Source organism: Actinomadura sp. NPDC023710 (genome assembly GCF_040639875.1).
Classification (GTDB): Bacteria; Actinomycetota; Actinomycetes; order Streptosporangiales; family Streptosporangiaceae; genus Spirillospora; species Spirillospora citrea.
Map to the genome: position 1 here is coordinate 1 of NZ_JBFAGB010000020.1, position 23,162 is coordinate 23,162.

A 23,162-nucleotide genomic window follows, 5' to 3' on the forward strand; every position below is an offset into this window, starting at 1 on the left:
GTCTCCCGACCCGTCGTCGCCGAAACCACCGCCCTGGGCGCCGCCTACGCCGCCGGCCTGGCCGTCGGATTCTGGAACACCACCGACGAACTCCGCCAGAACTGGAACGAAGACAAACGCTGGCAACCCACCTGGAACAACGACCAACGCCAACAAGGCTACGCAGGCTGGAAAAAGGCCGTCGAGCGCACGTACGGATGGGTCGAGGTCGACTGAGAAGGGTGCCTCGCGGGGAAGGTCGGCGGTGCTTCTCAGCGGGAATCAAATGATCTAGCATCCGCCGAGACGGCGCCGTCCCGGCCGGGGCGGTCTCCGCCGCCGGCCCATCCGAGAGGACCCGCATGCCCAGCCGCATCGCCGCAGCCGCCCTCGCCGCCGCCGGGGCGCTCGCCCTCGCGGGCGCCGGGGCGCTCACCGCCGGTCCCGCGCAGGCCGCACCCGCCCGGCCGCAGGCGCCGCGCGCCCAGCGGGCTGCGGTCGACTTCACCGGGATCGTCGCGCTGAGCAACTGCTCGGGCGCCCTCGTGCGCGGGCCGCGGTCGCGGGACACCGACGCGGCGCTGGTGCTGACCAACGGCCACTGCCTGGAGTCGGGCATGCCGGGGGCCGGCGAGGTGATCGTGGACCAGAGGTCGTCCCGGACGTTCACGCTCCTCGACCGGACGGGCGGCCGGAACCTCGGCACCCTCCAGGCCACGAGGGTCGAGTACGCCACGATGACCGACACCGACGTGACGGTGTACCGGCTCAGCACGACCTACGCGGCGATCCAGAGGCGCTACGGGATCCCCGCGCTGCGCCTGTCGACGGCCAGGCCGCACGACGGGACGCCGATCCGGATCGTGTCCGGCTACTGGCGGAAGATCTACGGCTGCGCGACCGACGCGACCGTCTACCGGCTGCGCGAGGCGGACTGGACGTGGAAGGACTCCATCCGCTACAGGCCGGAATGCCAGACCGTCCACGGGACGTCCGGGTCGCCCGTCATCGACGTCCGGACGCACCAGGTCGTCGGCGTCAACAACACCGGCAACGACGACGGCGAGCGCTGCACGCTCAACAACCCGTGCGAGGTCGACCGCGCCGGGAACGTCACCGTCCGGCAGGGCATCCACTACGGGCAGCAGACGTACCTGCTCGCCCGATGCCTGGGCCAGGGCGGCGACGTCGTGCTGAGCAAGGCGTGCGCGCTGCCCAGGCCCTGACGAGCCGGGGGCGGGTGGTCACCGCTCCGCCAGCAGGCCGGTGCGGAGCCGGTCCAGGGTCGCGCGGATCAGCCGGGAGACGTGCATCTGGGACAGTCCGATCTGCTCGGCGATCTGCGTCTGCGTCTTGTTGCCGAAGAACCGCAGCAGCAGGATCGTGCGCTCGCGCTCGGGCAGGTCGTCGATGAGGGGCCTGAGGGCGTGGCCGTCGATGAAGGCCTCCAGCGCCGGGTCCTCGGAGCCGAGGTACTCGCCGACCGTGCCGGCCTCGCCGTCCGGGGACCCGTCGGCCGGCGCCTCCAGCGACAGCGGGCGGTAGGCGTCGCAGGCGATGATGACCTCGACCGCCTCGTCCTCGGTGACGCCCATGAGCGCCGCGGTCTCCGCGGTGGTGGGGGAGCGGCCGTGCTCGCGGGTGAACTCCTGGACGGTACGGTGCAGGACCGGCCGCAGCTCCTGGATGCGGCGCGACACCCGGATCCCCCACGTCTTGTCGCGGAAGTGCCGCTTCACCTCGCCGGTGACCACCGGGTAGGCGTAGGTGACGAACCGGTCCCCGACAGTGGGATCGAAACGGTTGATGGCTTTGACAAGGCCCAGATAGGCGACCTGCTGCAGATCGTCCTGCGGTTCCCCCCGGTTGGCGTAGCGGCGCGCCACGCTGCGGACCAGGGGGTTGTGCAGGGCGACGATGCGTTCGCGCAACCGTTCCCGCCGGGGGTCGGTCACCTGGAGCCGGTTCATTTCCTTGAGAAGCGTCTCGGTCTGTCCGTCGTCGAACCGGCCGGTGGACTCCGCCCACGGCATACGCGCTCCCTTCCAGCAGGGCCGGTGAGGGTAGGAGGATCGTTGGTCTCGTGCCATTACCCTGGGAAACTCCGGTCACACAGTGCCGGTAGTCTCGAAACGACCCGGAGACGGGGGAACGGCGGTGGGGCCCGCCGTGCCTGGACGGCGAACCGCGGAATGTTCCGCCAACGGTCCCTACCGGTGAGTGCGTCGTGGCTACTGGTAGGAGTGTGCGCCCGTGACCGGCCGTCCTGTCGATTCCGATGTCGACCTGCATGTTCCGAGGCAGCGGTCCGAGCTGAGCGAAGGGCCGTGGGGGGTACTGGCGGCGATCGCGGCCGGGGGCGCCCTGGGCGCTCTGGCGCGGTACGGCCTCGGCAGCGCGTTCCCCCACCGTGCGGGGGAGTTCCCGTGGGCCGTCTTCTGGGTGAACGTCTCGGGGTGCCTCCTGATCGGGGTGCTGATGGTCCTCGTCACCGAGACGTGGAGGGCGCACCGGCTCGTGCGCCCGTTCCTCGGGGTGGGGGTGCTCGGCGGCTTCACCACGTTCTCGACCTATGTCGTCGACGTCCAGGAGCTGGTGGACCACGGCGCGCCGCTCGTCGCGCCGGCCTACCTCGCCGGGACGCTCGCGGCCGCGCTCACGGCGGTCTACGCGGGCGTCCGGGTGACCCGGCTGACGACCCGGCGGCGACGCCGCGAGGCGGTCGCGCGGATCCGTCGCACCGAGCCGGGCGAGGCGGGCGGCGAGTGACCATCGTGCTGATCGTGCTGGGCGCCGCGCTCGGTGCTCCGCTGCGCTACCTCACCGACCGTGCCGTCCAGGCCCGGCACGACTCGGTGTTCCCGTGGGGGACGTTCACCGTCAACATCGCGGGGTCGTTCACCCTGGGCCTGCTGGCGGCGCTGCCCGCGCACGACGGCGTGATGGCCTTCGCCGGGACGGGTTTCTGCGGCGCCCTGACCACGTACTCCACGTTCGGCTACGAGACGCTGCGCCTCGCCGAGGAAGGGGCGCGCTTGCACGCCGTGGTCAACGCCGGGGCCAGTATCGTCGCGGGACTCGGCGCGGCGTACTGCGGGATGGCGATCGCCCAGGCCGTCCCCGGGTGAGAAACCTGGTGCGGCCCAAGCTCGCAGTTCGGTGCACTGGGCTCCGAGCTCGCGAGTGGGCCGCGAGAAGACTCTGCCCAAGCGGGCATCTCGGTAAACCGATGGGTGTTTGGACTGTCACCGTCTGGGAACGGCCTCCTCCCGCCACGGGCACACACGGCCCCGACAGGGGACGGACGGCGGCCGTAGCGGCGCCGCAGGGCCGGCCGTCACGGCCACGACAGCTCGTGGGAGGGGCACACGACCATTTCTCGCACTTCGCAGCCGGGGGGCTGGGCGAGCGCGAACGCGATGGTCGCGGCGACGTCTTCGGGCCGGTTGAGGTTGGCGTCGGTTCCGGGTTTGTACCGTTCGGGCCGGCCGTCGAAGAACGCGGTGTCCATTCCGCCCGGCACGATCATGGTGACGGCGACCTTGCCGGCCAGTTCGGCGGCGAGCGCTCGGGTGAAGCCGACGACGCCGAACTTGGACGCGCAGTACGCGGTGGCGTCGCTGACGGCGCGCAGTCCCAGTGTGGAGGCGACGGTGACGATGCGGCCGTGCGGTTCGTTCTCCAGGAAGGGGATCGCGGCGCGGACGACGGCGGCGGTGCCGAGCAGGTTCACCTTGATCACTTGTTCCCAGTCCTCGGTGGGGACCTCGCACAGGGTTCCGCAGGCGTCGATGCCGGCGGCGGTGACCACGGCGTGGAGCCCGCCGGCGGCGCGCGCCAGGCCGTGCACGGCGCGCTCGGCGCACCGCCGGTCGGCCAGGTCGGCCTGCATGTGCTCGAAGTCGTCCTTGGGCGGGTGCCGGTCGAGGATCAGGGGCCGTCCGCCGTCGTCGGCGACCCTGCGCGCCACGGCCGCGCCGAGTCCGGAAGCGCCGCCGGTGATGAGAACGTTCATGACGCGTTTCCCTTCGTGGTCGTCAGCAGGCGCGTGGTGGAGCGCCCTTCCAGCAGGGGCAGCAGGATCACCTCGCCGTTGTGGGCCCGGATCGTCTCGGCCTCGGGCAGGGCCGCCCCGGTGTGGTCGGCGCCCTTGACCCACAGGTCGGGGCGCAGCCGCTCCAGGAGCGGGGCGGGGGTGTCGTCGTCGAACACCAGCGCGGCGTCGACGTCGCTGAGCGCCTCCAGTACCCGGACGCGGTCCGCGGCGGGCGTTATGGGGCGGGAGGGTCCCTTGCGGTGCCGGACCGAGGCGTCGGAGTTGACGCAGACGATCAGGCAGTCGCCGAGCCTGCGCGCCTGCCGCAGCAGGCTGACGTGGCCCGCGTGCAGCAGGTCGAAGCAGCCGCCGGTGGCCACCACCGTGCCGCCCGCCCGCCGGGTCCGCTCGACGACGTCCCAGGCGTCCTCCCGCCGTTCTGGAGTGAGCCGGGCGGTGCCGGTGTCGGCGAGTTGCGCCGCGACGGCCGCGGCGGCGCCCGCACGGACGAACTCCGACGCCCGGTCGACGCCCTCGGTGACGGCCGCGGGCAGGTCCGCGCCGTCGGCGAGCGCGCCGACGACCTCGGCGGCGAAGCTGTCGCCCGCCCCGCACGAGTCGCCGCGGGCGGGCCGGGCCGGCGCGAGGAACGGAGCCTGCGACCCGTCGCACAGCAGCGCGCCCTGGGCGCCGAGGGTGATCGCGACGCCGTCGATGCCCCAGGAGCGGCCGAGGTGGCGGCCGCGCCGCCCGGCGGCCGGCAGACCGAACCCGGTGATGTCGGCGCCGTCGGCCGCGGCGAGCCGGGCGGCCTCCTCCTGGTTCGGGGTGAGCAGCCGTACCCCCGGCACCGGCGGCTCGCCGCGCGGGTGCGGGTCCCACACGACGGGGACGCTGGGGGGCAGCTCGCCCAGCAGGGACCGGACGGCGCGGTGCCGGGAGACACCGCGGCCGTAGTCGGAGACCAGCACGGCGCCCGCCCCGGCGATCGCGCCGGTGACGCGGGGGCCGACGGGCCCGTCGAGGGCCTGCCCGTCCCCCGCGTCCAGGCGCGCCACCGACTGTCCCCCGGACCGGATGCGCAGCTTGCAGGGCGTCCCGCCGTGCAGGTGGAGCGCGACCACCTCCATGTGCCGCTCCAGCATCGCGCGCAGCCGCCGGCCCGGGTCGTCGTCGGCGAGCGCGGTGACGAGCACCACCTCGCGGCCGCCCGCCGCCGCCAGCAGCGCCGCCAGACCCGCGCCGCCCGGGCGGGGCCGCTCCTCGGCCTGCTCGACGACGGGGACGGGCGCGTCCGGGCAGAGCCGACTGCTGCTGCCGACCACATCGATATCGAGCAGGACGTCGCCCACCACGACCAGTGGCGCCGTCATGGCCCCTCCTTCCCGCGAAGGCTCCGCTCAGGCATGGCGCGCCACCGGCGCGTCGTCGACCGCCCCGCACCGCAGGCGGATCGCGGCGGTCATCAGGCCGCCACCCCGCTCAGCGCGGCGGCGTGCCGGTAGACCTCGGCGGTGTCGGCGGCGACCCGGGCCCACGAGTGGTGCTCACGCGCCCGCCCGCGGCCCGCACGCCCCATCGCGGCGCGCTCGGCCGGATCGTCCAGCAGCCGCCGGATCGCCCCGGCGGCCCCCTCCGGGTCGCGCGGCGGGACGACGACGCCGGTGACGCCGTCCACGACGGTGTCGAGGTGCCCTCCGACGGCGGTCGCCACCACCGGGACGCCGCAGGCCATCGCCTCCAGCGGCACCATCCCGAACGGCTCGTACCAGGGAAGGGTGACCACCAGGCTCGCCGAGCGCAGCAGCGGCGGGACCTCGTCGCGGCCGAGCCGTCCGAGGAACTCCACCCGCCCGGCCACGCCCGCGTCCGCCGCCACCCGCCGCAGCCTGCGCACCTCGGGGTCGCCGTCGAGGCCGTCGCGGGGCGGCCCGCCCGCGACCAGCAGCTCGGCGTCCGGCAGATGCGCCAGCGCCCGGATGGCGGTGTCGACGCCCTTGTGCTCGGCGAGCCGCGCCGGCACGACGAGCCGGTGCCGTCCGCGCCCGCCGCGGACGGGCCCCTCGGGCGAGAAGAGGTCCAGGTCGACCCCGTACGGCACCACGCGGACGCGGTCGCGGGGCACGCCCATCGCGGTCAGCTCGCCGGCCTCGTCCGAGCAGGTGGCGACGACGGCGTCGGCGGCGCACCCGAGCGCACGTTCCAGCCGGACCCGGGAGGCGGGACCGGTGTCGCCGCCGCGCCGGTGGCGCCGCTCGACGGTGCCGAGCGCGTGGTAGGTCTGCACGACCGGGACGCGGCGGGCCCCCGCCGCCTGCGCGGCCTGGACGGCCGCGAGGCCGCTCAGCCAGAAGTGGGCGTGCGCGACGTCGGGCGGGTCCGCGGCCCAGCGCCGCTGCAGGTACCTCCCGAAGTCGTGCATCCACGGCAGCAGGTCGTCCCTGGCGATGGGCCCGGCCGGGCCCGCCGGGACGTGCTCCACGGTCACGCCCGGCGCGAACCCGACCCGCTCGGGCAGCGCGTCCGCGTTCCGGCGCGTGTAGACGGTGACGAGGTGCCCCTGCCCGCCGAGTCGGGCGGCCAGTTCCGCGACGAACACGTTCTGCCCGCCGCCGTCCGCTCCGCCCGGCCCCTTCCCGGCGGTGAGGGGGCTGGCGTGCTCGGAGATCATGGCTATCCTCATCGCGTTACCTCCTGAAGAGTCCGCCGCTGGTCGCGCAGGAACCGCGGGAGCCCGTACCGGTCGACGGAGTGAGCCCGCGCCTCGTCGCCCGCGATCCGTGCACGTGCCACGTCAGCACTCTCATTGGGCGGGCACCTCCTCGTCCGATGCCGCGATCTCGTCCGATGCCACGATCTCCACGGCGGCGGCGACCTCGTCGGGGCCGACCGACGACAGGCAGGGGTGGCCGTCCACCGGGCAGTCGCGGGCGCGGGTGTCCCTGCACGGCGCCTGCTGGTCGCCGAGCAGCGCCAGCGGGACCCCGAAGGGCGCCCACCGGGCCGCCGGGACGGTCGGCGCGAACAGCGAGACGACCGGCGTCCCGACGGCCGCCGCCAGGTGCGCGGGGCCGGTGTTGCCGGCGACGACGGCGCAGCCGCTGCGCAGCACCGACGCCAGCTCGGGCAGGCTGGTGCGCCCGCCGAGGTCGAGGCCGTCCTCCCCGGCGACGAGCGCCGTCAGTTCCTTCTCGTCCTTGTCGCCGGTCACGACCACCCGGCGACCCGCCGCGACGAGCAGCCGCACCGCCTCGGCGCAGTGCCCGGGCGGCCAGGCGCGCGCGGGGACGGAGGTTCCCGGGTGCACCACCACGTAGCCGGGCCCGCCGGTGAGGTGGTCGACGTCGGGCAGCGGGCCGCGGACCCGCAGCCGGGTGTCGGCGGGAGCGGGGAACCCGGCGTCCTCCACCAGTGCGAGCATGCGCAGGGGCTCGGGCACGTCGGTGTCGGGGCGGTGCCGCAGGTCCAGCAGCGACCCCGGGTACTCCTCGCTGATGCCGCCGATCCAGGGCGTCCCGGCGAGCCGCAGCAGCAGCGCGAGCGGCAGCGGCGACTGGCGGAACGAGGTCAGGACCAGTGCCCGGTCGAACCCCTTCAGCTCGCGGACGAGGCGGTCGACGTCGGCCTGCTCGACGGGCACGGGGTCCGGGTCGATCCACGGGGCGCGCCACTCGATGACGCGGTCGACGCCGGGCAGCATCTCGGCCGCGGTGCGCCCTCGCGGCCCGCACAGCAGCACCAGCTCGTCGGCGCGTTCGGCGACCGCCTGCACGGCGGGGCCGGCGAGCAGGACGTCGCCGATGTTGTCCTGCCGTGCGACGAGGACCCTCATCGGCGCCGCCTTCCGCCGAGGACCAGCCCGACGGCGCCGGGCGCCATGGGCGCGGCGGCCGGATCATGGGAGATCGCGTTGATTCCGAGCACCCGCATGAGCACCCCGTTTCGGCGCAGCGTTCGGCAGGGGAGAGGACGGGTGCCATCGTCCTAGGCACCGCGCCCCGGGACGGACCGGCCGGAGCGGAATCCCCTATAGGTAATTCCGGACATTGCCGGGAACTGTGCCCCTAAACGCTGATGCCAGAAGAGTCGCGGGTAATAAAAGGTGCAGGTGATGCGACATCTGCTTACATAGAGGGAAATACGGGGGGTGTGCGGGCCGGTCCATGCGCTTGATGTCGTCGTGCTCGCCGGCCCGGAGGGCCGCGCCGGGCTCGCCGACGCGGCCCGAGCCGAGTCACCCGGAGAGCGAGGAGGACCGAGCGGGGGTCCGGTCGCGGATCAGGGAGAGCGCGCACAGGGCGCCGAGCAGCACCATGGCGGCGAGTGCCCAGCCGGTGCCGTACTCGGCGTGCCGGGTGGACCCGCCGGACTCGGCCAGCGTGAGGAACAGCGTCCCGACGGTGGCGATGCCGATCACCTGCGCCAGCTGCATCAGCGTGAGGAGCAGCCCGCTGGCGTCGGCCGCGTCGGCGGGCTGGACGTGCTGCAGGGCGGTCGTCATGACGATCGGCATCACCCCGAGCCCGAACCCGATGACGACGGTGAGCACCTCGTAGGCGAGGCCGCCTCCGGCGAGGGGCCCGATGAACAGGTAGCCCGCCCCCGCCACGGCGAACCCGGCCGGGACGGCGCGCCGGTGCCAGCGGGCCGGCAGCCGCTGCCAGTTCAGCCCCACCAGCCCGAACGCGGTGACGCACGGTACGAACGCCAGCCCCGAATCCAGCGGGGACATCCGCAGGTCGCCTTGAAGGTGCAGGGTGGTGGTGAACAGGAACGTCCCCCAGCTCGCCGGCGCGAACACGATCGCCACGCAGGCCGGGACCAGCAGCGGGGCGCGCAGCACCCGCGGCGAGATCAGCGGCCGTCCGCCGACGCTCGCGGCGCGCCGCTCCACGGCGGCGAAGGCCGCCGCGAACGCGGCGCCGGCGGCCAGTGCCGCCCAGCCCCACGACGGCCACCCCAGTTCGTGTCCCATGATCAGCGGGACGACGAACAGCAGCACCGCGGGGGCCAGCGTGAGCAGCCCCGGAAGGTCCAGCTCGGCCCGCAGCGGCCGCGTCCGGCGCGCCGTCTCGTCGCGGGGCAGCACGCGCGGCCCGGCGAGCAGCAGCGCGGCGCCGATCGGCACGTTGACGAGGAAGACCGTCCGCCAGCCGGAGCCGAACAGGTCCGCGCCGACCAGGAGGCCCCCGGCCGCCTGCCCCACGACGACGCCGCCCGCGATGACGGCCGAGTAGAAGCCGAGGGCCCGTGCCCGGGCCGCGCCGGCGAAGTCCCGCTGGATCATCGACATCACCTGCGGGGTCAGCAGCGCGGCGCCCGCCCCCTGCAGGAAGCGGAACAGCACCAGCGTCCCGGTGGAGGGCGCCAGCCCGCACGCCAGCGACGCCGCGGTGAACGACGCGAGGCCGAGGTGGTACAGGCGGCGGTGGCCCGCGATGCCGCCGAGGCGCGCACCCGTGATCAGCAGCACCGCGTAGGAGACGACGTAGCCCGCCACGACGAGCTGCAGCCCCGCCCCTGAGGCGTGCAGGTCCGCGCGCATCGTCGGAAGGGCCACGTTGACGATGTTCACATCGAGAATGGCCATGAACTGGCCGAGCAGGATGACGGCGAGCGTGAGCCCGCCGGACCCGTTCCGCGACCCCCGTTCGGGAATGATCCCGCGCAGATCGGTTGTCTGTGTCATGAGGACGATCATGCGGACGGGCCGGTACCGGTAACGAGAGCCTGCCGATACTGGTACTGACAGCACCTGGAAGAGGACGCCCTGCGGGGCCAGGCTGGGGGAGTGACGATGACGAGTGCGCCCGCGGCGCCCGCCGCCCGCCGGAACGGGAGCGGCGCGGGCCCGCGCCGCCGCACGGAACTGGCGGCGTTCCTGCGCAGCCGGCGCGAGCGGATCACCCCCGAGGACGTGGGGATGCCGCCGGGCCTGCGCCGCCGCACGCCCGGCCTGCGCCGCGAGGAGGTCGCCCAGCTCGCCGGGGTCGGCGTCACCTGGTACACGTGGCTGGAGCAGGGCCGCCCGATCAACGCCAGCACCCAGGTACTGGACGCGGTGGCGCGCACCCTGCGGCTGGACGGCGCGGAGCGCGAGCACCTCTACCGGCTGGCCGACGTCCCCGACGCGGCGGTCGAGGAGGAGGCCGGGAGCCTGCCCGAGGACGTCCAGGGCATCCTGGACGCGCTCGTCCCCATGCCGGCGGCCGTCGCCAACGCCCGCTCGGACATCCTGGCCTGGAATTCGGCCTACTCCGCGATCCTCCCGCTCGTGCCGACGGCCCGGCCGTGCGAGCGCAACTCCCTGTGGATGGTGTTCACGCTGCCGCCGTGCTGCAACCCGGTCGCCAACCTGGAGGAGGCGGCGCCCGACCACGTCGCCGTCTTCCGGCACCGCTACAGCAGGCACCTGGACGAGCCGGGCTGGAAGGAACTGGTCCGGCGGCTGCAGGCGGCCAGCCCCCTGTTCGCGCGGCTCTGGGCGTCGCACGACGTGGCGCTGCCCGGGCCGGGCGTGAAGGTGTTCCGGCACCACGCCGCCGGTGAGATCCGCACCCGCACCCGCACCACCAGCATGGACATCACGGCGTCCCCGAACGCGCGGCTGGTCGTCTACACGCCGACCGACGAGGAGAGCCGGGAGCGGATCGACCGGCTGCTCGCCGACCCCGCGGCAGCGGCTCCCGACCACCGGCACTGAGCGCCGTCGCCGAGCGCCGGGCTCAGTGCCGGGCCCGCTGGGCGATCACCACCAGGTCGACGGCGGCGATGACGGCGACCGCGGCGCAGATGCCCGCCGCGGTCCAGGAGCCGCCGCCCGAGGCGTTCACCGTGAACACGATCGCGGCGGCCACCGCGCCGACCAGTGCCACCGCGGACAGCACGGCCCGCAGCAGCAGCGGGCTGCGCGCGGTCATCGGCTCGTCCCCGCGCGGCTGCTCGTGCGGATACGGCCCGTGCGACCCGGGGCCGTGCCAGCCGGGGTCCTCCCGGCCGAGGTCGTGCCGCTCGGGCTCGTTCCGCTCGGGCTCGTTCCGGTCAGGCTCGTTCCGGTCGGGCCCGTCCGTTCCGGTGCCGCCCACGGCTCACCTGGCGTAGGTGCCGACGAGCGTCCCCGACGCGACGATCTTGTCCTCCACGGCGGCGCGCAGGTCCTCGACGGTGAAGCCGTCCCGCAGCCCGGACGGCTCCGCCAGCCCGTACAGCCGGAAGAAGTACCGGTGCGGATCGTCGCCCACCGGGGGCTTCGGCCCGCCGTAGCCCTCGGCGCCGTAGTCGTTGCGCCCGAGGACGGCTCCGGTCGGCCGCTCCCCGGCGTCCAGGCCGGTGGTCACCGGATCGATGCCGGCGAGCAGCCAGTGCGCGAACGCGCCGGACGGGGCGTCGGGGTCCTCGCACGCCAGGGCCAGCTCCACCACCCGCTCGGGCGCGGGCGACCACTCCAGCGGCGGGGAGAGGTCCCCGCTGTCGTGGGAGAAGTCCGAGGGCATGAGCGTGTGGTCGCCGAACGCGGTGCTTCTCAGCGTCATCTCTTCCATGCGCTGCTCGTGCCCCGTGACGCCCGGTCGATGCACGCGCCGTCCCGGTCCCCGGGCTGGTCAGCCCGCGCTGGAGGGCGCCCAGATGTTGATCCCCGCCTCGACGGCGTCCCGGTCGATCGCGGCGAGCTCGTCCGGGGTGAAGTCGAGCCGGCCGAGGGCGGCGAGGTTCTCCTCCAGCTGCGCGACGCTGCTCGCGCCGATCAGCGCCGAGGTGACCCGGCCGTCCCGCAGCGACCAGGCCAGCGCCATCTGGGCGAGCGACTGCCCGCGCCCCTCGGCGATCGCGTTCAACGTCCGGACGTGCCGCAGGTTGTCCTCGGTGAGCAGGCTCGTGGACAGCGATGTGCCCTTGCTCGCCCGGGACCCCTCCGGGACGCCGTCGAGGTACTTGCCGGTCAGCATCCCCTGCGCCAGCGGCGAGAACGCGATGCAGCCGGCGCCCTCCCGGCCGAGCGTGTCGAGCAGCCCGCCCTCGATCCAGCGGTTCAGCATCGAGTAGGACGGCTGGTGGATCAGCAGCGGGGTCCCCATCTCCCGCAGGATCGCCGCCGCCTCGGCGGTGCGCTCGGGGGAGTAGGACGAGATCCCCGCGTACAGGGCCTTGCCGGACCGCACGGCCCGGTCCAGCGCCCCCATCGTCTCCTCCAGCGGCGTCTCCGGGTCGAAGCGGTGGCTGTAGAAGATGTCGACGTAGTCGACGCCCATCCGGCGCAGCGACTGGTCGAGGCTCGCGAGCAGGTACTTGCGCGACCCCCACTCGCCGTACGGGCCGGGCCACATGTCGTAGCCCGCCTTGGTCGAGATGATGATCTCGTCCCGGTAGGGGGCGAGGTCCTCGCGCAGGATCCGGCCGAAGTTGGTCTCCGCGGACCCGTACGGCGGGCCGTAGTTGTTGGCGAGGTCGAAGTGGGTGACGCCGAGGTCGAACGCGCGCCGCAGGATGGCCCGCTGGACGTCCAGCGGCCGGTCGTCGCCGAAGTTGTGCCACAGGCCCAGGGAGATCGCCGGGAGCCGCAGCCCGCTCCGCCCGCACCGCCGGTAGGGGATGCGCTCGTATCGCTCACTGTCTGCCTTAAAGGTCATGGTCGGAAGTATTTCAGGACAGGCGGCTTGCCGAGCGTGCCGCCGGTCCGCCATCATCGGCACCATGATCTTCAGGAAGGGCGTCCGCCGCCCGGGCCGTTGAGCCCCGCCGAGCCGGTCTGGGAACCGGCCCTCGAAGCCCTGCCGTACCCGCACCGCATGCGGGAGCTCGCCCTGCGGGCCCGCCGTCTCGCCGGGACCCCCGAACTCCGCGAAACCCTCGCCGTCCTCGCGGCCCGCGGGCCGTACGAACGCCGGACCGCCCTGCACATCGCCCTGGCGGCGCGCGATCTGCCGTACCTGGAACGCGTCCTCGCGGGCCCCGACATGGCGCTGCGCCGCGCCGCGCTGCGGGCCGTCCGCACGCTGCCCGTCTCCGACGACGCCGCCGCGGCGGTGCTGGACGACGCGCCCGCCGACCTGCGCCGCGCGCTCTACAGGACGCTCCGCCACTCCCGACGCGCGGCGCTCGCCGACCGGCTCCTTCCGGACGTCCGCGCCCGCTGGGGCGACCGCGAAGCCGCGGCCATCCTGCCGGCCTGCACGAGCGAGACGGTCGCGCGGTCGCTGCCCGACCTGGAGCACGCGGTCACCGGATGGCGCGCGCTGGCCGCACGGCATCCCGGGGCCTTCCTCGCCCGCGGCCGCGAACAGGCGCATGAATGGTCCTGGTGGAGGCGGTGCAAGGCCGGCCTCCCGGTACTGGCCCGCCACGACCCGGCGGGGCTCCTGGAACTGCTGGAGGCGAACGGCTCCCGCCTGGCGCTGACACAGCTGCCGAGCACCCTCCTCCCCGCACTGTTCAGAGTGGACGCGGTCAGGGCCGCCCGGGCGGTGCGGCGGGCGGGCCGCCGGAACCGGTACCCGGCCTCGTACTTCGAGCACGTGGGCCGCCTGCCTTCACCGGAGATCCGGGAGTTCGTCCCTGCCGACCCGTACTCGCTGCGCGACCTCCTCGCGCACGTCCCGCCGGGCCGCAGGGCCGAGGTCTACGACCTCGCCCGAGGAGACGGGCAGGCGGGCCTGGCGGCGCGGCCGCTGCTCGCTCTCCTGCCCCCGGACCGGGCGGCCGGCGAGGCCCGCCGGATGCTCCGCCGGCACGGCTCGGTGTGGCACTCGGCGCGGTCCCGGCTGGACGATCCCGGGATACCGCTGGAGCTCACGGCCCACCTCCCGTACGAGGAGGCGGCCGGGCCGCTGAGGGAGGCGGCGCTCGGCGGGGCCCCCGGCTGCGCGGGCTCGCCCGCACCCTCCTGGTCGAGGCGACCGCCCGGACCGGCGACGCCGCGCGCCTGCGCGACCTCGTCGCCGGACTCGCGCGCCGCACGCGCAACGAGCGGGACCCGCTGAGGACGGACCTCATCGCCGCCCTGGCCCGCGTCCCGGTCCGCCTCCTGGACGACGCGTTCGCCGGGCCGCTGGAGGAGATCGCCGCCGCGGCCGTCGGCGCGCGGGACTCCTCCCCGGCCACCCGGCGGAGGCTGCGCGATCTGGTGGGCCGCGTCCTCGCCCACTCGGCGCGGCCCACGCTCGTCCGGTGGGCGATCGGCGCCTTGGCCCGGCTCGTGGCCCGGCATGGGACGGAGGTCCTCGACGGCCACCGCCTCGACCGCGTGCTTCCCCGCGGCCGGGAGCGCGACCTCGTCGCGGAGCTGCGCCCCGAACCGGGTGATCACGTGGTGGTCATCGCGCTGGCCAGGGCTCTCGGGCGGCGGGCGTTCGCGCTGGCGGGCCTACAGGAGCTGCTGCGGGCGGCGGTCCGCGAGGCGCCCGAGCCGCTCGCCCGCGAGGCCGCGGCGCTGTGGCTCGCCGACCCGGCGGAGCGCGAGCGGCGGGCCGCGGCACTGGTGGCCGCCGACGCCTCCGCGATCGTCCTGCCGGAGGTCTGGCGCGTCGTCGCCGGCCGCCGCACCGATCTGCTCCTGCCCGCCCTGGAGCGCTCCCGGACGGGCCGGTTCGGGGGCCCGGGCGGGGTCCCGGCGATCCAGCCGCAGCACCCCGGCCGCTGGACACCGCGACAGGTCGGGCGCGTGCGGGAGCTCCTGGCCTCCCCGGCGGAACCGGTCGACGCCGGGATCGCCGCCGTCGCCTCGCTCGGACGGCTCCCCGGCTGCCTCGACGATCTCGTCGCCCGTGCGGACGGGGACGGGGAGCCCGCCCTCGCCGAGGCCGCTCTGGAGGCGATGGCGGCCGCGGACCGCCCTGCCGAGGCCCTCGCGGTGCTCCTGGGCCATGCCCGGGGACCGCGATCGGCGGTCGCGGTGGCGGCGCTGGCACGGGCCGCCGCGTCGGTTCCGCCGTCCCGCCTCGGTCCCGTCCTGGCGGAGGCCCTGACCGGCCCGGGCGGCACGGTGGCCGTACGCAAGCAGGCGGCCCGGCTGATCGAGCGGCTGCGGGTCCCCGGCGCGGCGGAGGCCCTGCTGCGCGCGTGGGACGACCCGGGCCTTCACCGGGACGTCCGTGTCGCGGTCGCGGCGGCGCTCCGCCGTATGCCGGAGGACCCTCGTGCGCTCGCCGCGCTGGACGCCGCCGCCGGGCCGTACACCTCGGAGCAGCTGCTGCGCACGCTCTTCCAGGTCAAACCCACGGAGTACGCGCCCGCGCACCGCCCCGCCTACGCCGCGCTGGTCCGCAGGCTCGGCGCGGCGGCGGACGGCCCCGGCGTCCGGTTCCGGGCGTCCAAGGCGTTCGCCGCGTGGGCGCGCTGGTACACCGGCGGATTCGACGCCGTCCTCGCGGCCGTCGCCGATCCCGCCGACCCCGCCGGGGACGACGAGTTGCTCGTGCTCAACGCCCTGGTGCGGGCGGGCTCGGTGGCGGAGGAGGCGCTCGGCGTGCTGTCCGCCCTGCTCGCCGCGGAGCCGGGCGACCGCGCGCGGTCGCGGATCGCGGCCGTGGCCCAAGCGATCGGCGGCCTGCCCGCCGGTCACCCGAACGCGCCGCTCTCCCGCCGTGTGGTGGAAATGCTCGCGGGGCACCCCCTCCACCTCGCCGACGCCGTGGACGTCGCGCTCATCTCGGCTCGCCTGACCGGCGGCGACGCCTCCCCAGAGCGGGTCGCCGAAGAGCTCGTGGCCCTGGCGGACCTCCTCCGCGGCCGCCCCGTCCTGGCCTCCAGGGTCGCCGACCGGCGGTTGGACCACGTGCTGGGCGGCGGGGGTGCGCGCGGGAGCGGCGGGCCCGGCCGGCTTCTGCCCGCCGCCCGCGCCCTCACCGGACGGGACGACGCGGCCTCGCACCTGCTCGCCGTCGGCGTCGTCCGCATGGGCGGCCTGGCCGCCGGGTGGACCGGCGAATGGCGGGACCTCCTGGACGGGCTGCGCCGCTCCGCCCACGTGGAGGTCCGCCAGGACGCCTGGAGTGTCGTCCCCAGTACGTGACCTGCGCCACAACCCGCCGCGGAGCGCGGCGGCGCGGGAGTACACAAAGGATCGGGGCCCCGGCTGTCATGTCTGCGAGGGTGAAGGGGGCTGTGAAGTGGCAAGAATGGTTTGAGATCTGGACAGGGAGGTCCCAGTGGTCGTGCTGCGCAGTTATGTGTCGGGTTCCTGGCGTGCCCCGGAGGAGGAGGGGGCGCCGTTGCACGACGCCGTCACCGGGGAGGAGGTCGCCCGGATCTCCTCGGCGGGGGTCGACATGGGCGCCGCCCTGGAGTACGGGCGGTCGGTCGGCGGCCCGGTGCTGAGGGAGCTGACGTTCCACCATCGCGCGGCCCTGCTGAAGGCGCTCGCGTCCCATCTGCGGGAGCAGCGCGAGGAGTTGTACGCCCTGTCGGCCAGGACGGGCGCGACGCTGAACGATGCGAGGTTCGACGTCGACGGCGGCATCGGCGTCCTGTTCGCCTACGCGAGCAAGGGCAAGCGGGAGCTGCCGAACGACACGGTGCTGGTCGAGGGCGACGTGGAGCCGCTCGGCAAGGGCGGGACGTTCGTCGGGCAGCACCTGTGCACGCCGTCGCACGGCGTCGCGGTGCAGATCAACGCGTTCAACTTCCCGGTGTGGGGCCCGCTGGAGAAGCTCGCGCCCGCGTTCCTCGCGGGGGTGCCGAGCCTGATCAAGCCGGCGAGCCAGACCGCCTACCTGACCGCCCGGCTGGTCGAGCTGATCGTCGAGGCCGGGATCCTGCCCGAGGGGTCGGTGCAGATGGTCTGCGGCGAGCCGCGCGATCTCCTCGACCACCTCACCGAGCAGGACATCGTCGGGTTCACCGGATCGGCGTCCACGGCCCGGCTGCTGCGCACCCACCCCGTCATCGTGGGGAACGCGGTGCGGTTCAACGCCGAGGCCGACTCGCTGAACTGCTCCGTCCTCGGGCCGGACGCGACGCCCGGCACGAAGGAGTTCGACCTGTACGTCCGGCAGCTCGCCACGGAGATGACCGTGAAGGCGGGCCAGAAGTGCACGGCGATCCGCCGGGCGCTGGTCCCCGCCGCGCTGATGGACGACGTCGCCGAGGCCGTCCGGGAGCGGCTCGCGAAGGTCACGGTCGGGAACCCCTCCGACCCGTCCGTGCGGATGGGCGCCCTCGCCACGCTCGACCAGCGCGAGGAGGTGCGGCGGTCCCTGAAGGCCCTCATGGACGCCGGCCGCGTCGTGTTCGGCGACCCCGAGCGGGTCGAGGTCGTGGGCGCCGACGCCGAGCGGGGCGCGTTCATCTCCCCGGTGCTGCTGCGCGCCGACGACGCCGGCCGCGCCGAGCCGCACGAGGTCGAGGCGTTCGGCCCGGTCAGCACCCTGATGCCGTACGAGGGCGCCGAGCAGGCGGTCGAGCTGGCCGTGCGCGGGCGCGGCAGCCTCGCCGGGTCGGTCGTGACCGGCGACGCGGAGTTCGCCCGGAAGGTGGTGCTCGGCGCCGCGCCGTGGCACGGCCGGCTGCTCGTGCTGAACGCCGAGGACGCCAAGGAGTCGACCGGGCACGGCTCGCCGCTGCCCTCGCTCGTCCACGGCGGGCCAGGGCGCGCCGGCGGCGGCGAGGAGATGGGCGGGATCCGCGGGGTCGTGCACCACATGCGGCGCACCGCCGTCCAGGCCGGGCCCGCGATGCTCACCTCCATCACCGGGCGCTGGGTCCCCGGCACCGACCGGACCGTCACCGACGTGCACCCGTTCCGCAAGCACCTGGAGGACCTGCGCGTCGGCGACACCGCCGTCGGCGGCCCGCGCGTCGTCACCCTCGACGACGTGGAGCACTTCGCCGAGTTCACCGGCGACACCTTCTACGCCCACATGGACGAGGACGCCGCCAGGGCGAACCCGTTCTTCGGCGGGCGCGTCGCGCACGGCTACCTCGTCGTGTCGTTCGCGGCCGGGCTGTTCGTGGAGCCGTCCCCGGGGCCCGTCCTGGCGAACTACGGCCTGGAGAACCTCCGGTTCCTCACGCCCGTCAAGCCGGGCGACGAGCTGACCGTCACCCTGACGGCCAAGCAGATCTCGCCGCGCGAGGGCGCCGACTACGGCGAGGTCCGCTGGGACACCGACGTCACGAACCAGGAGGGCGCCTCGGTCGCCAAGTACGACGTCCTGACGCTGGTGGCCAAGCGCCCGCGGCACGACTGATCTTCGGGTCTGGGGAGCCGGCCCGCGGGATGATACGCATGGAGGGAGGCGTCTGCGGGGGAGACGGTCACGTTCGGCGCTGAACGGGGTGCGTCCATGATCAGTCCCCTGCACATCCAGACCGTGCGCGAGGTCGTCCGCACCGGCTCGTTCGCGGACGCGGCCCGCAACCTCGGATACACCGCGTCCGCCGTCTCCCAGCAGATCGCCGCGCTGGAACGCGCCTGCGGCCTGGTGCTGTTCGAGCGCCGGGCGCGCAGCGTGCGCCCGACGAGCGCCGCGTTCCTGATGGTCAGCAAGGGCAACGACGTGCTGTCGGCCCTCGACACCCTGGAGCGGGAGCTGCGCGCGGTCGCCAGCGGCGAGCGCGGCGCCCTGCAGCTCGGCAGCTTCCCGACCGCCAGCGCCCGCATCCTGCCGCGGGTGCTGGCGGAGCTGTCGCGGGTGCGGCCCGGCATCGACATCACGCTGGCCGAGGGGGAGCCGGACGAGCTGCTGCCCGAACTGCTCGACGGCGACCTCGACCTCCAGCTCGCCTACCGGTACGACCTGTTCCCGCGCACCTGGCCCGACCAGATCGTGGAGACGCCGGTGATGGACGAGAACCTGGTGCTGTGCGTCCCGCGGGACCACCCGCTCGCCGGGGGGCGCACCGTCCGGCTGCGGGACCTGCGGTCGGAGACGTGGATCGCGAGCCGCCCGGAGAGCGCGGGCGCGCAGGCGCTGCTGCGGCTGTGCGGCACCGCAGGGTTCATCCCCGACATCGCGTTCCGCAGCAACGACTACGCCGTGGTGTGCGGGCTGGTCGGGTGCGGCCTCGGCATCGCGCTCGTCCCGGCGCTCGGCTGCGTCCCCGCCCCGGGGCTGAGGACGCTGCGGCTCAGCCGCCGCAGCCCGCGGCGGCACGTCACCGTGCTGCGGCGCGCCAGCAACACCAACCCGCTCGTCAAGGACGCCATGCGCGGCCTCATCGAGGTCGCCCGGGGCGTCCAGAGCGAGGTCAGCGGCGCCACCGGCCCTTGAGCTCCATCGCGGCGCGGACGCGCTCCTGCGCGAGCGCGACGGCGGCCTGGTGCGTCGTCGTGCCCTGCGTCCGGGCGGTGTCGAGGACCCGGCCGGTGTTGTCGCGCATCTTCGCCGAGACCGCCGCGAACACCGCGTCCGGATCGGGGCGGAACGCCGAGTAGCGGGCGTCCATCGCGAACCCCGCCGCGACGACGCCGCCCGCGTTCGCGACGAAGTCCGGCACGACCGTCACGCCGCGCTCGGCGAGGACGCGCTGCGCCGCCCGCCCGGTGGGCAGGTTCGCGCCCTCCACCACGATCGCCGCCTGGACGTTCGCGGCGGCCTCCTCGTCGATGACGTCCTGCAGCGCGGCCGGGACGAGGACGTCGGCCGGGACCGACAGCTCGGCGCCGGGCGCCAGGAGCCGCCCGCCGTACTCCCGCACCGCCATGTCGCCCGCCTCGGCGCGCAGGGCGAGGAGCCGCCCGACGTCCAGGCCGTCCGGGTCGTGCAGCGCTCCGTGCACGGTCGAGACCGCCACGACGGCCGCGCCGAGCTCGTGCAGGCGCCGTGCCGCCGCGTGGCCGACCGCGCCGAACCCCTGCACCGCGACCCGCGCGCCGCGCAGGGACATCCCGGCGTGCTGGGCCGCGGCGTCGGCGGCCTCCGCGACCCCGAAGCCGGTCACGCCGAGCTCGTCGTAGGGCATGCCGCCGAGGACGTGCGGGGTGCCGACGGCCGCGCCCCGGTCGTCCAGCTCGTCCTGGACGATCGCGGCGTCCCGCTCCGAGAGCCCCATGTCGAGGCCGGCCACGTACCGGCGGGGGATCTCCTGCGACAGCGCCCGCACGAACGCGCGCAGGACCGCCTCCCGGTCGGGCGACCCGGGGTCCGCCGCGATCCCCGCCTTGGCGCCGCCGAAGAACAGGTCGACGCCCGCCCATTTGTAGGTCATGACCCGGGCGAGGCGCGCCACCTCCGCGACCGTCACCGACGGGCTCATCCGCATGCCGCCCTTGCCCATGCCGCGGGCGGTGTTGTCGATGACGAGCACGCCCCGCATCCCGGTCCGGGCGTCGGAGACGCACACGACCCGCTCGGGGCCCCACTCGTCCATCAGCGCGAGCACGTCAGACACAGTTGATCTCCGGGCGGAGGGCGTCGCCGGCGAACCGCGCGGCGTGCAGGGGGGCGACATCGGTGAAGGGCGCGCGGCCGAGGTACAGGTCGCGGACGACCTCGCCGACCGCCGGGCCCTGCAGGAAGCCGTGACCGGAGAAGCCCGTCGCGTAGAGGAACCGCGACACCGACGCGTCCTCGCCGATGAGCGCGTTGTGGTCGGGCGTCACCTCGTAGAGGCCCGCCCAGCCGCCCGTCAGCCCCACGTCGAGCAGGCGCGGCGCGCGGGCGCCGATCGCCTCGGTGAGCCGGGGGAGCCACGCGTCGGACCGGTCCAGCAGGAAGCCGGGGCGCTCGTCGGGGTCGGACATGCCGAGCATCAGGCCCTCGCCCTCGGCGTGGAAGTAGAGCGACGTCGCGAAGTCGATCGTCATCGGCACCGGGCGCGGCAGGTCCGGGAGCGGCTCGGTGAAGACGATCTGGCGGCGCAGCGGCTCGACCGGGAGGTCGACGCCCGCCATCCGCCCGACCGCCGCCGACCAGGCCCCGGCCGTGCAGACGACGGCGGGCGTGCGGATGCGCCCCCGCGAGGTCTGGACTGCACTGATCTCGCCGCCGCCGGTCTCGATGCCGACGACCTCGCATCCGGTGCGGATCGCCGCGCCGTGCCGCCGCGCGCCCGTCGCGTACCCGAGGACGACCGACTCGGGCGTGCAGTGCCCGTCGTCGGGGGAGAACGCGGCGGCCAGCAGCCCGTCGGGGACGACCAGCGGCGACAGCCGGCAGGCCTCCGCGACCGTGACCATCCGGCTCGGGACGCCCAGCTCGTTCTGCAGGGCGACGCCCGCCTCGAACGCCGCGACGTCCTCGGGCCGCGACAGCAGGAACAGGTACCCGACCTGGTGCAGGTCGATCTCCTGGCCGGGACGGCCGGAGAACCGGGTGAACGCCTCCAGGCTGCGGGCGCCGAGCCGGATGTTGACCTCGTCGGAGAACTGGGCGCGCACGCCGCCCGCCGCCCTGCACGTCGAGCCCGATCCGAGCCCGTCCCGCTCGACGAGCACCACGCGCCGCACCCCCGCCTCGGCGAGGTGGAACGCGACGCTCGTCCCCATCACGCCGCCGCCGATGACGACGACGTCGGCCTCGGTCTCCGTCTCGGTCTCGGTCTCCACGGCCGCCCCTACAGCCGGAAGCCGAGGTCGGGGGCGATCTCCAGGACGTCCATCTGCGCCTTCTGCAGCCGTCCCGAGGTGTCCCAGTTCATCGACTGCCAGCGGGTGAACTGGTCCAGCACCCACATGCCCGACTGGCGGCTGCCGTTGCCCGAGCGCCCGTTCCCGCCGAACGGCAGGTGCGCCTCCGCGCCGGAGGTGGAGTTGTTGACGCTCACCATCCCGGCCGAGATCCGCCGCCGGAAGGCGAAGACCTTCGCCGGGTCGGTGGTGTAGATCGACGCGGACAGGCCGTAGCCGGGGGCGTTGGCGAGGGCGATCGCCTCGTCCGGCGTCCGGTAGGCGGTGACGCCGATGATCGGCCCGAACGTCTCGTTCATGAACAGCTCGTCGCCGGGCCCCACCCCGTCGACGATCACCGGGTGGTAGAACAGCCCCGCCTCGGGGTCTCCGGCGAAGCCCTCACGCGGCGCGGCCGCCGTGATCCGCCCGGTGGCCGACGAGCCGTGCACGGTGTGGCCCGGCCCGATCCAGCCGAGGACCTTCTCGAAGCCGTCCGCGAACCGCTCGCTGATCAGCGGCCCGAACAGCACGTCGCCCGCCGGGTCGCCGACGGCCGCGGCCCGCGTCGCCTCGTCCAGCAGCCGCACGAACTCGCCGTGCACCGACGCGTGGACGATCGCGGTCCCGAGGGAGGTGCAGCGCTGCCCGGCCGTCCCGAACCCGGAGAACAGGGCGCCCTCGACGGCGAGCGGCAGGTCGGCGTCCTCGGCGACGACCATCGGGTTCTTGCCGCCGAGCTCCAGGCACGGCGTCTGGAGGTGGCGGCCGCACAGCTCCCCGATCCGCGACCCGACCTCGGTGGAGCCGGTGAAGCCGACCTTGTCGACCAGTCCTTCGTCCAGCGCCTGCTCCAGGCCGCGGAACGTCTCGGCGCCGTCGGCGTGGACGACGTTGAGGACGCCGTCCGGCAGCCCCGCGTGCGCGAACAGCTCGTAGAAGGCGTCGGCGCAGGCCGCCGCGTACTCGGCGGGCTTCCACACCACCGCGTTCCCGCACAGCAGCGCGGGGACGATGTACCAGGACGGCACCGCGACCGGGAAGTTCCCCGCCGTGATGACGGTGACGACGCCGACCGGGTCCCGGAAGGTGAACAGCTGCTTGTCGGGCATCTCGGACGGGACGGTCTGCCCGTACAGCCGCCGCCCCTCTCCGAGGAAGAACGCGCAGGTGTCGGCGATCTCCTGGACCTCGCCGAGGGCTTCGGCCCGGGGCTTGCCGACCTCCCGGGTGACGGTCGCGGCGAGGGCCGCCTTGTTGGCCTCGACGAGCCGGCCGATCGCGGCGACCACCTGCCCGCGGACGGGCGCCGGCACGTCCCGCCAGGCGTCCTGCGCCTCGCGGGCCGCCCGGCAGGCGCGCACGAGGTCGCCGGCGTCCGCGAGGGACACCTCGGCGACGGTCTCGGACGTGCGGGACGGGTCGGTGGAGCGGTACGAGCGCGGCCCCGCCGGGATCCGGGCGCCGCCGATGACGGAGGAGAGCACGGTTCAAGCCTGAACGGGCCGCCCGCCCGCGCCAAGATCGGGCAGAGCACGGCTTCCTTACCGCGAGGCCAAGCCGGGCTGAGGCTCTCCCGGGGGCGTCGTTAAGCGATCCTTGGCC

Annotated in this window: 19 protein-coding genes and 1 pseudogene; 8 read left to right on the forward strand and 12 right to left on the reverse strand. The window is 74.8% G+C overall.

Annotation, left to right across the window (positions count from 1 at the left end; translation table 11 throughout):
* Positions 1–216: pseudogene (locus tag AB0H37_RS23005) on the forward strand (glycerol kinase); the annotation flags it as partial.
* A gap of 125 nt (positions 217–341) precedes the next feature.
* Positions 342–1,205: a serine protease gene (locus AB0H37_RS23010; protein ID WP_360615000.1), complete on the forward strand. Its 864-nt coding sequence runs from the start codon at positions 342–344 to the stop codon at positions 1,203–1,205.
* A gap of 18 nt (positions 1,206–1,223) precedes the next feature.
* On the opposite strand, the gene AB0H37_RS23015 is transcribed toward AB0H37_RS23010, so the two are convergent.
* On the reverse strand, positions 1,224–2,012 hold the full coding sequence (locus AB0H37_RS23015; RefSeq protein ID WP_179834783.1) for a SigB/SigF/SigG family RNA polymerase sigma factor: 789 nt from the start codon (positions 2,010–2,012) through the stop codon (positions 1,224–1,226).
* A gap of 220 nt (positions 2,013–2,232) precedes the next feature.
* On the opposite strand from AB0H37_RS23015, the gene crcB (AB0H37_RS23020) reads away from it, so the two are divergent.
* Positions 2,233–2,748, forward strand: a complete 516-nt coding sequence (crcB, locus tag AB0H37_RS23020) for a fluoride efflux transporter CrcB (RefSeq protein ID WP_360615002.1) — start codon at positions 2,233–2,235, stop codon at positions 2,746–2,748.
* A complete protein-coding gene (gene crcB, locus AB0H37_RS23025) occupies positions 2,745–3,107 on the forward strand; it encodes a fluoride efflux transporter CrcB (RefSeq protein WP_329091036.1) in 363 nt (120 codons plus the stop codon). The genes crcB (AB0H37_RS23020) and crcB (AB0H37_RS23025) overlap by 4 nt, the downstream gene beginning before the upstream one ends.
* A gap of 209 nt (positions 3,108–3,316) precedes the next feature.
* On the opposite strand, the gene AB0H37_RS23030 is transcribed toward crcB (AB0H37_RS23025), so the two are convergent.
* From AB0H37_RS23030 to AB0H37_RS23050, 5 genes are all read right to left on the reverse strand, one after another.
* A complete protein-coding gene (locus tag AB0H37_RS23030; protein ID WP_360615004.1) occupies positions 3,317–3,994 on the reverse strand; it encodes an SDR family oxidoreductase in 678 nt (225 codons plus the stop codon).
* Complete coding sequence (locus tag AB0H37_RS23035) at positions 3,991–5,388, reverse strand: PfkB family carbohydrate kinase (RefSeq protein ID WP_360615006.1); 1,398 nt, start codon at positions 5,386–5,388, stop codon at positions 3,991–3,993. The genes AB0H37_RS23030 and AB0H37_RS23035 overlap by 4 nt, the downstream gene beginning before the upstream one ends.
* Before the next feature lie 92 nt (positions 5,389–5,480).
* Positions 5,481–6,698: a glycosyltransferase gene (locus AB0H37_RS23040; protein ID WP_360615008.1), complete on the reverse strand. Its 1,218-nt coding sequence runs from the start codon at positions 6,696–6,698 to the stop codon at positions 5,481–5,483.
* Between the two features lie 120 nt (positions 6,699–6,818).
* On the reverse strand, positions 6,819–7,847 hold the full coding sequence (locus tag AB0H37_RS23045; RefSeq protein ID WP_360615010.1) for a glycosyltransferase family 9 protein: 1,029 nt from the start codon (positions 7,845–7,847) through the stop codon (positions 6,819–6,821).
* 402 nt (positions 7,848–8,249) lie between these two features.
* A complete protein-coding gene (locus tag AB0H37_RS23050) occupies positions 8,250–9,704 on the reverse strand; it encodes an MFS transporter (protein ID WP_360615012.1) in 1,455 nt (484 codons plus the stop codon).
* A 108-nt stretch (positions 9,705–9,812) separates the two neighbouring features.
* Between AB0H37_RS23050 and AB0H37_RS23055 the strand changes: the two genes are divergently transcribed.
* Positions 9,813–10,718 (forward strand): helix-turn-helix transcriptional regulator, encoded by a 906-nt coding sequence (locus tag AB0H37_RS23055; protein WP_360615014.1) that lies wholly within the window; start codon positions 9,813–9,815, stop codon positions 10,716–10,718.
* 22 nt (positions 10,719–10,740) lie between these two features.
* Here the strand turns inward: AB0H37_RS23055 and AB0H37_RS23060 are convergent, their stop codons facing one another.
* The 3 genes from AB0H37_RS23060 to mgrA are packed head-to-tail and all read right to left on the reverse strand — an operon-like array spanning position 10,741 to position 12,642.
* Entirely contained in the window at positions 10,741–11,100 is a 360-nt protein-coding gene (locus AB0H37_RS23060; protein ID WP_360615016.1) for a DUF6343 family protein, read from the reverse strand.
* Positions 11,101–11,103: 3 nt separating this feature from the next.
* A complete protein-coding gene (locus AB0H37_RS23065; RefSeq protein WP_360615017.1) occupies positions 11,104–11,592 on the reverse strand; it encodes a YbhB/YbcL family Raf kinase inhibitor-like protein in 489 nt (162 codons plus the stop codon).
* Positions 11,593–11,616: 24 nt separating this feature from the next.
* Positions 11,617–12,642, reverse strand: a complete 1,026-nt coding sequence (gene mgrA / locus AB0H37_RS23070) for an L-glyceraldehyde 3-phosphate reductase (RefSeq protein ID WP_179834793.1) — start codon at positions 12,640–12,642, stop codon at positions 11,617–11,619.
* A 1,109-nt stretch (positions 12,643–13,751) separates the two neighbouring features.
* Here mgrA and AB0H37_RS23075 point away from each other — a divergent pair.
* From AB0H37_RS23075 to AB0H37_RS23085, 3 genes are all read left to right on the forward strand, one after another.
* Positions 13,752–16,022 carry a hypothetical protein gene (locus tag AB0H37_RS23075; RefSeq protein WP_360615020.1) on the forward strand — a complete coding sequence of 757 codons (2,271 nt, stop codon included), beginning with the start codon at positions 13,752–13,754 and terminating at the stop codon, positions 16,020–16,022.
* A 136-nt stretch (positions 16,023–16,158) separates the two neighbouring features.
* On the forward strand, positions 16,159–18,198 hold the full coding sequence (gene paaZ / locus AB0H37_RS23080) for a phenylacetic acid degradation bifunctional protein PaaZ (protein WP_360615022.1): 2,040 nt from the start codon (positions 16,159–16,161) through the stop codon (positions 18,196–18,198).
* A 96-nt stretch (positions 18,199–18,294) separates the two neighbouring features.
* Positions 18,295–19,221, forward strand: coding sequence for a LysR family transcriptional regulator (locus AB0H37_RS23085; protein ID WP_329091015.1), 927 nt, complete (start codon positions 18,295–18,297; stop codon positions 19,219–19,221).
* Here AB0H37_RS23085 and AB0H37_RS23090 read toward each other — a convergent pair.
* From AB0H37_RS23090 to AB0H37_RS23100, 3 genes are read right to left on the reverse strand one after another with little or no spacing between them, the layout of a single operon-like run.
* Complete coding sequence (locus tag AB0H37_RS23090; protein WP_360615024.1) at positions 19,199–20,341, reverse strand: Glu/Leu/Phe/Val dehydrogenase; 1,143 nt, start codon at positions 20,339–20,341, stop codon at positions 19,199–19,201. The genes AB0H37_RS23085 and AB0H37_RS23090 overlap by 23 nt on opposite strands.
* The gene (locus tag AB0H37_RS23095; RefSeq protein WP_329091011.1) at positions 20,334–21,497 is read right to left on the reverse strand and encodes an FAD-binding oxidoreductase; all 1,164 of its coding nucleotides are present in this window, start codon (positions 21,495–21,497) and stop codon (positions 20,334–20,336) included. The genes AB0H37_RS23090 and AB0H37_RS23095 overlap by 8 nt, the downstream gene beginning before the upstream one ends.
* A gap of 8 nt (positions 21,498–21,505) precedes the next feature.
* Positions 21,506–23,044 (reverse strand): aldehyde dehydrogenase family protein, encoded by a 1,539-nt coding sequence (locus tag AB0H37_RS23100; RefSeq protein WP_179834798.1) that lies wholly within the window; start codon positions 23,042–23,044, stop codon positions 21,506–21,508.
* Positions 23,045–23,162: the final 118 nt, after the last annotated feature.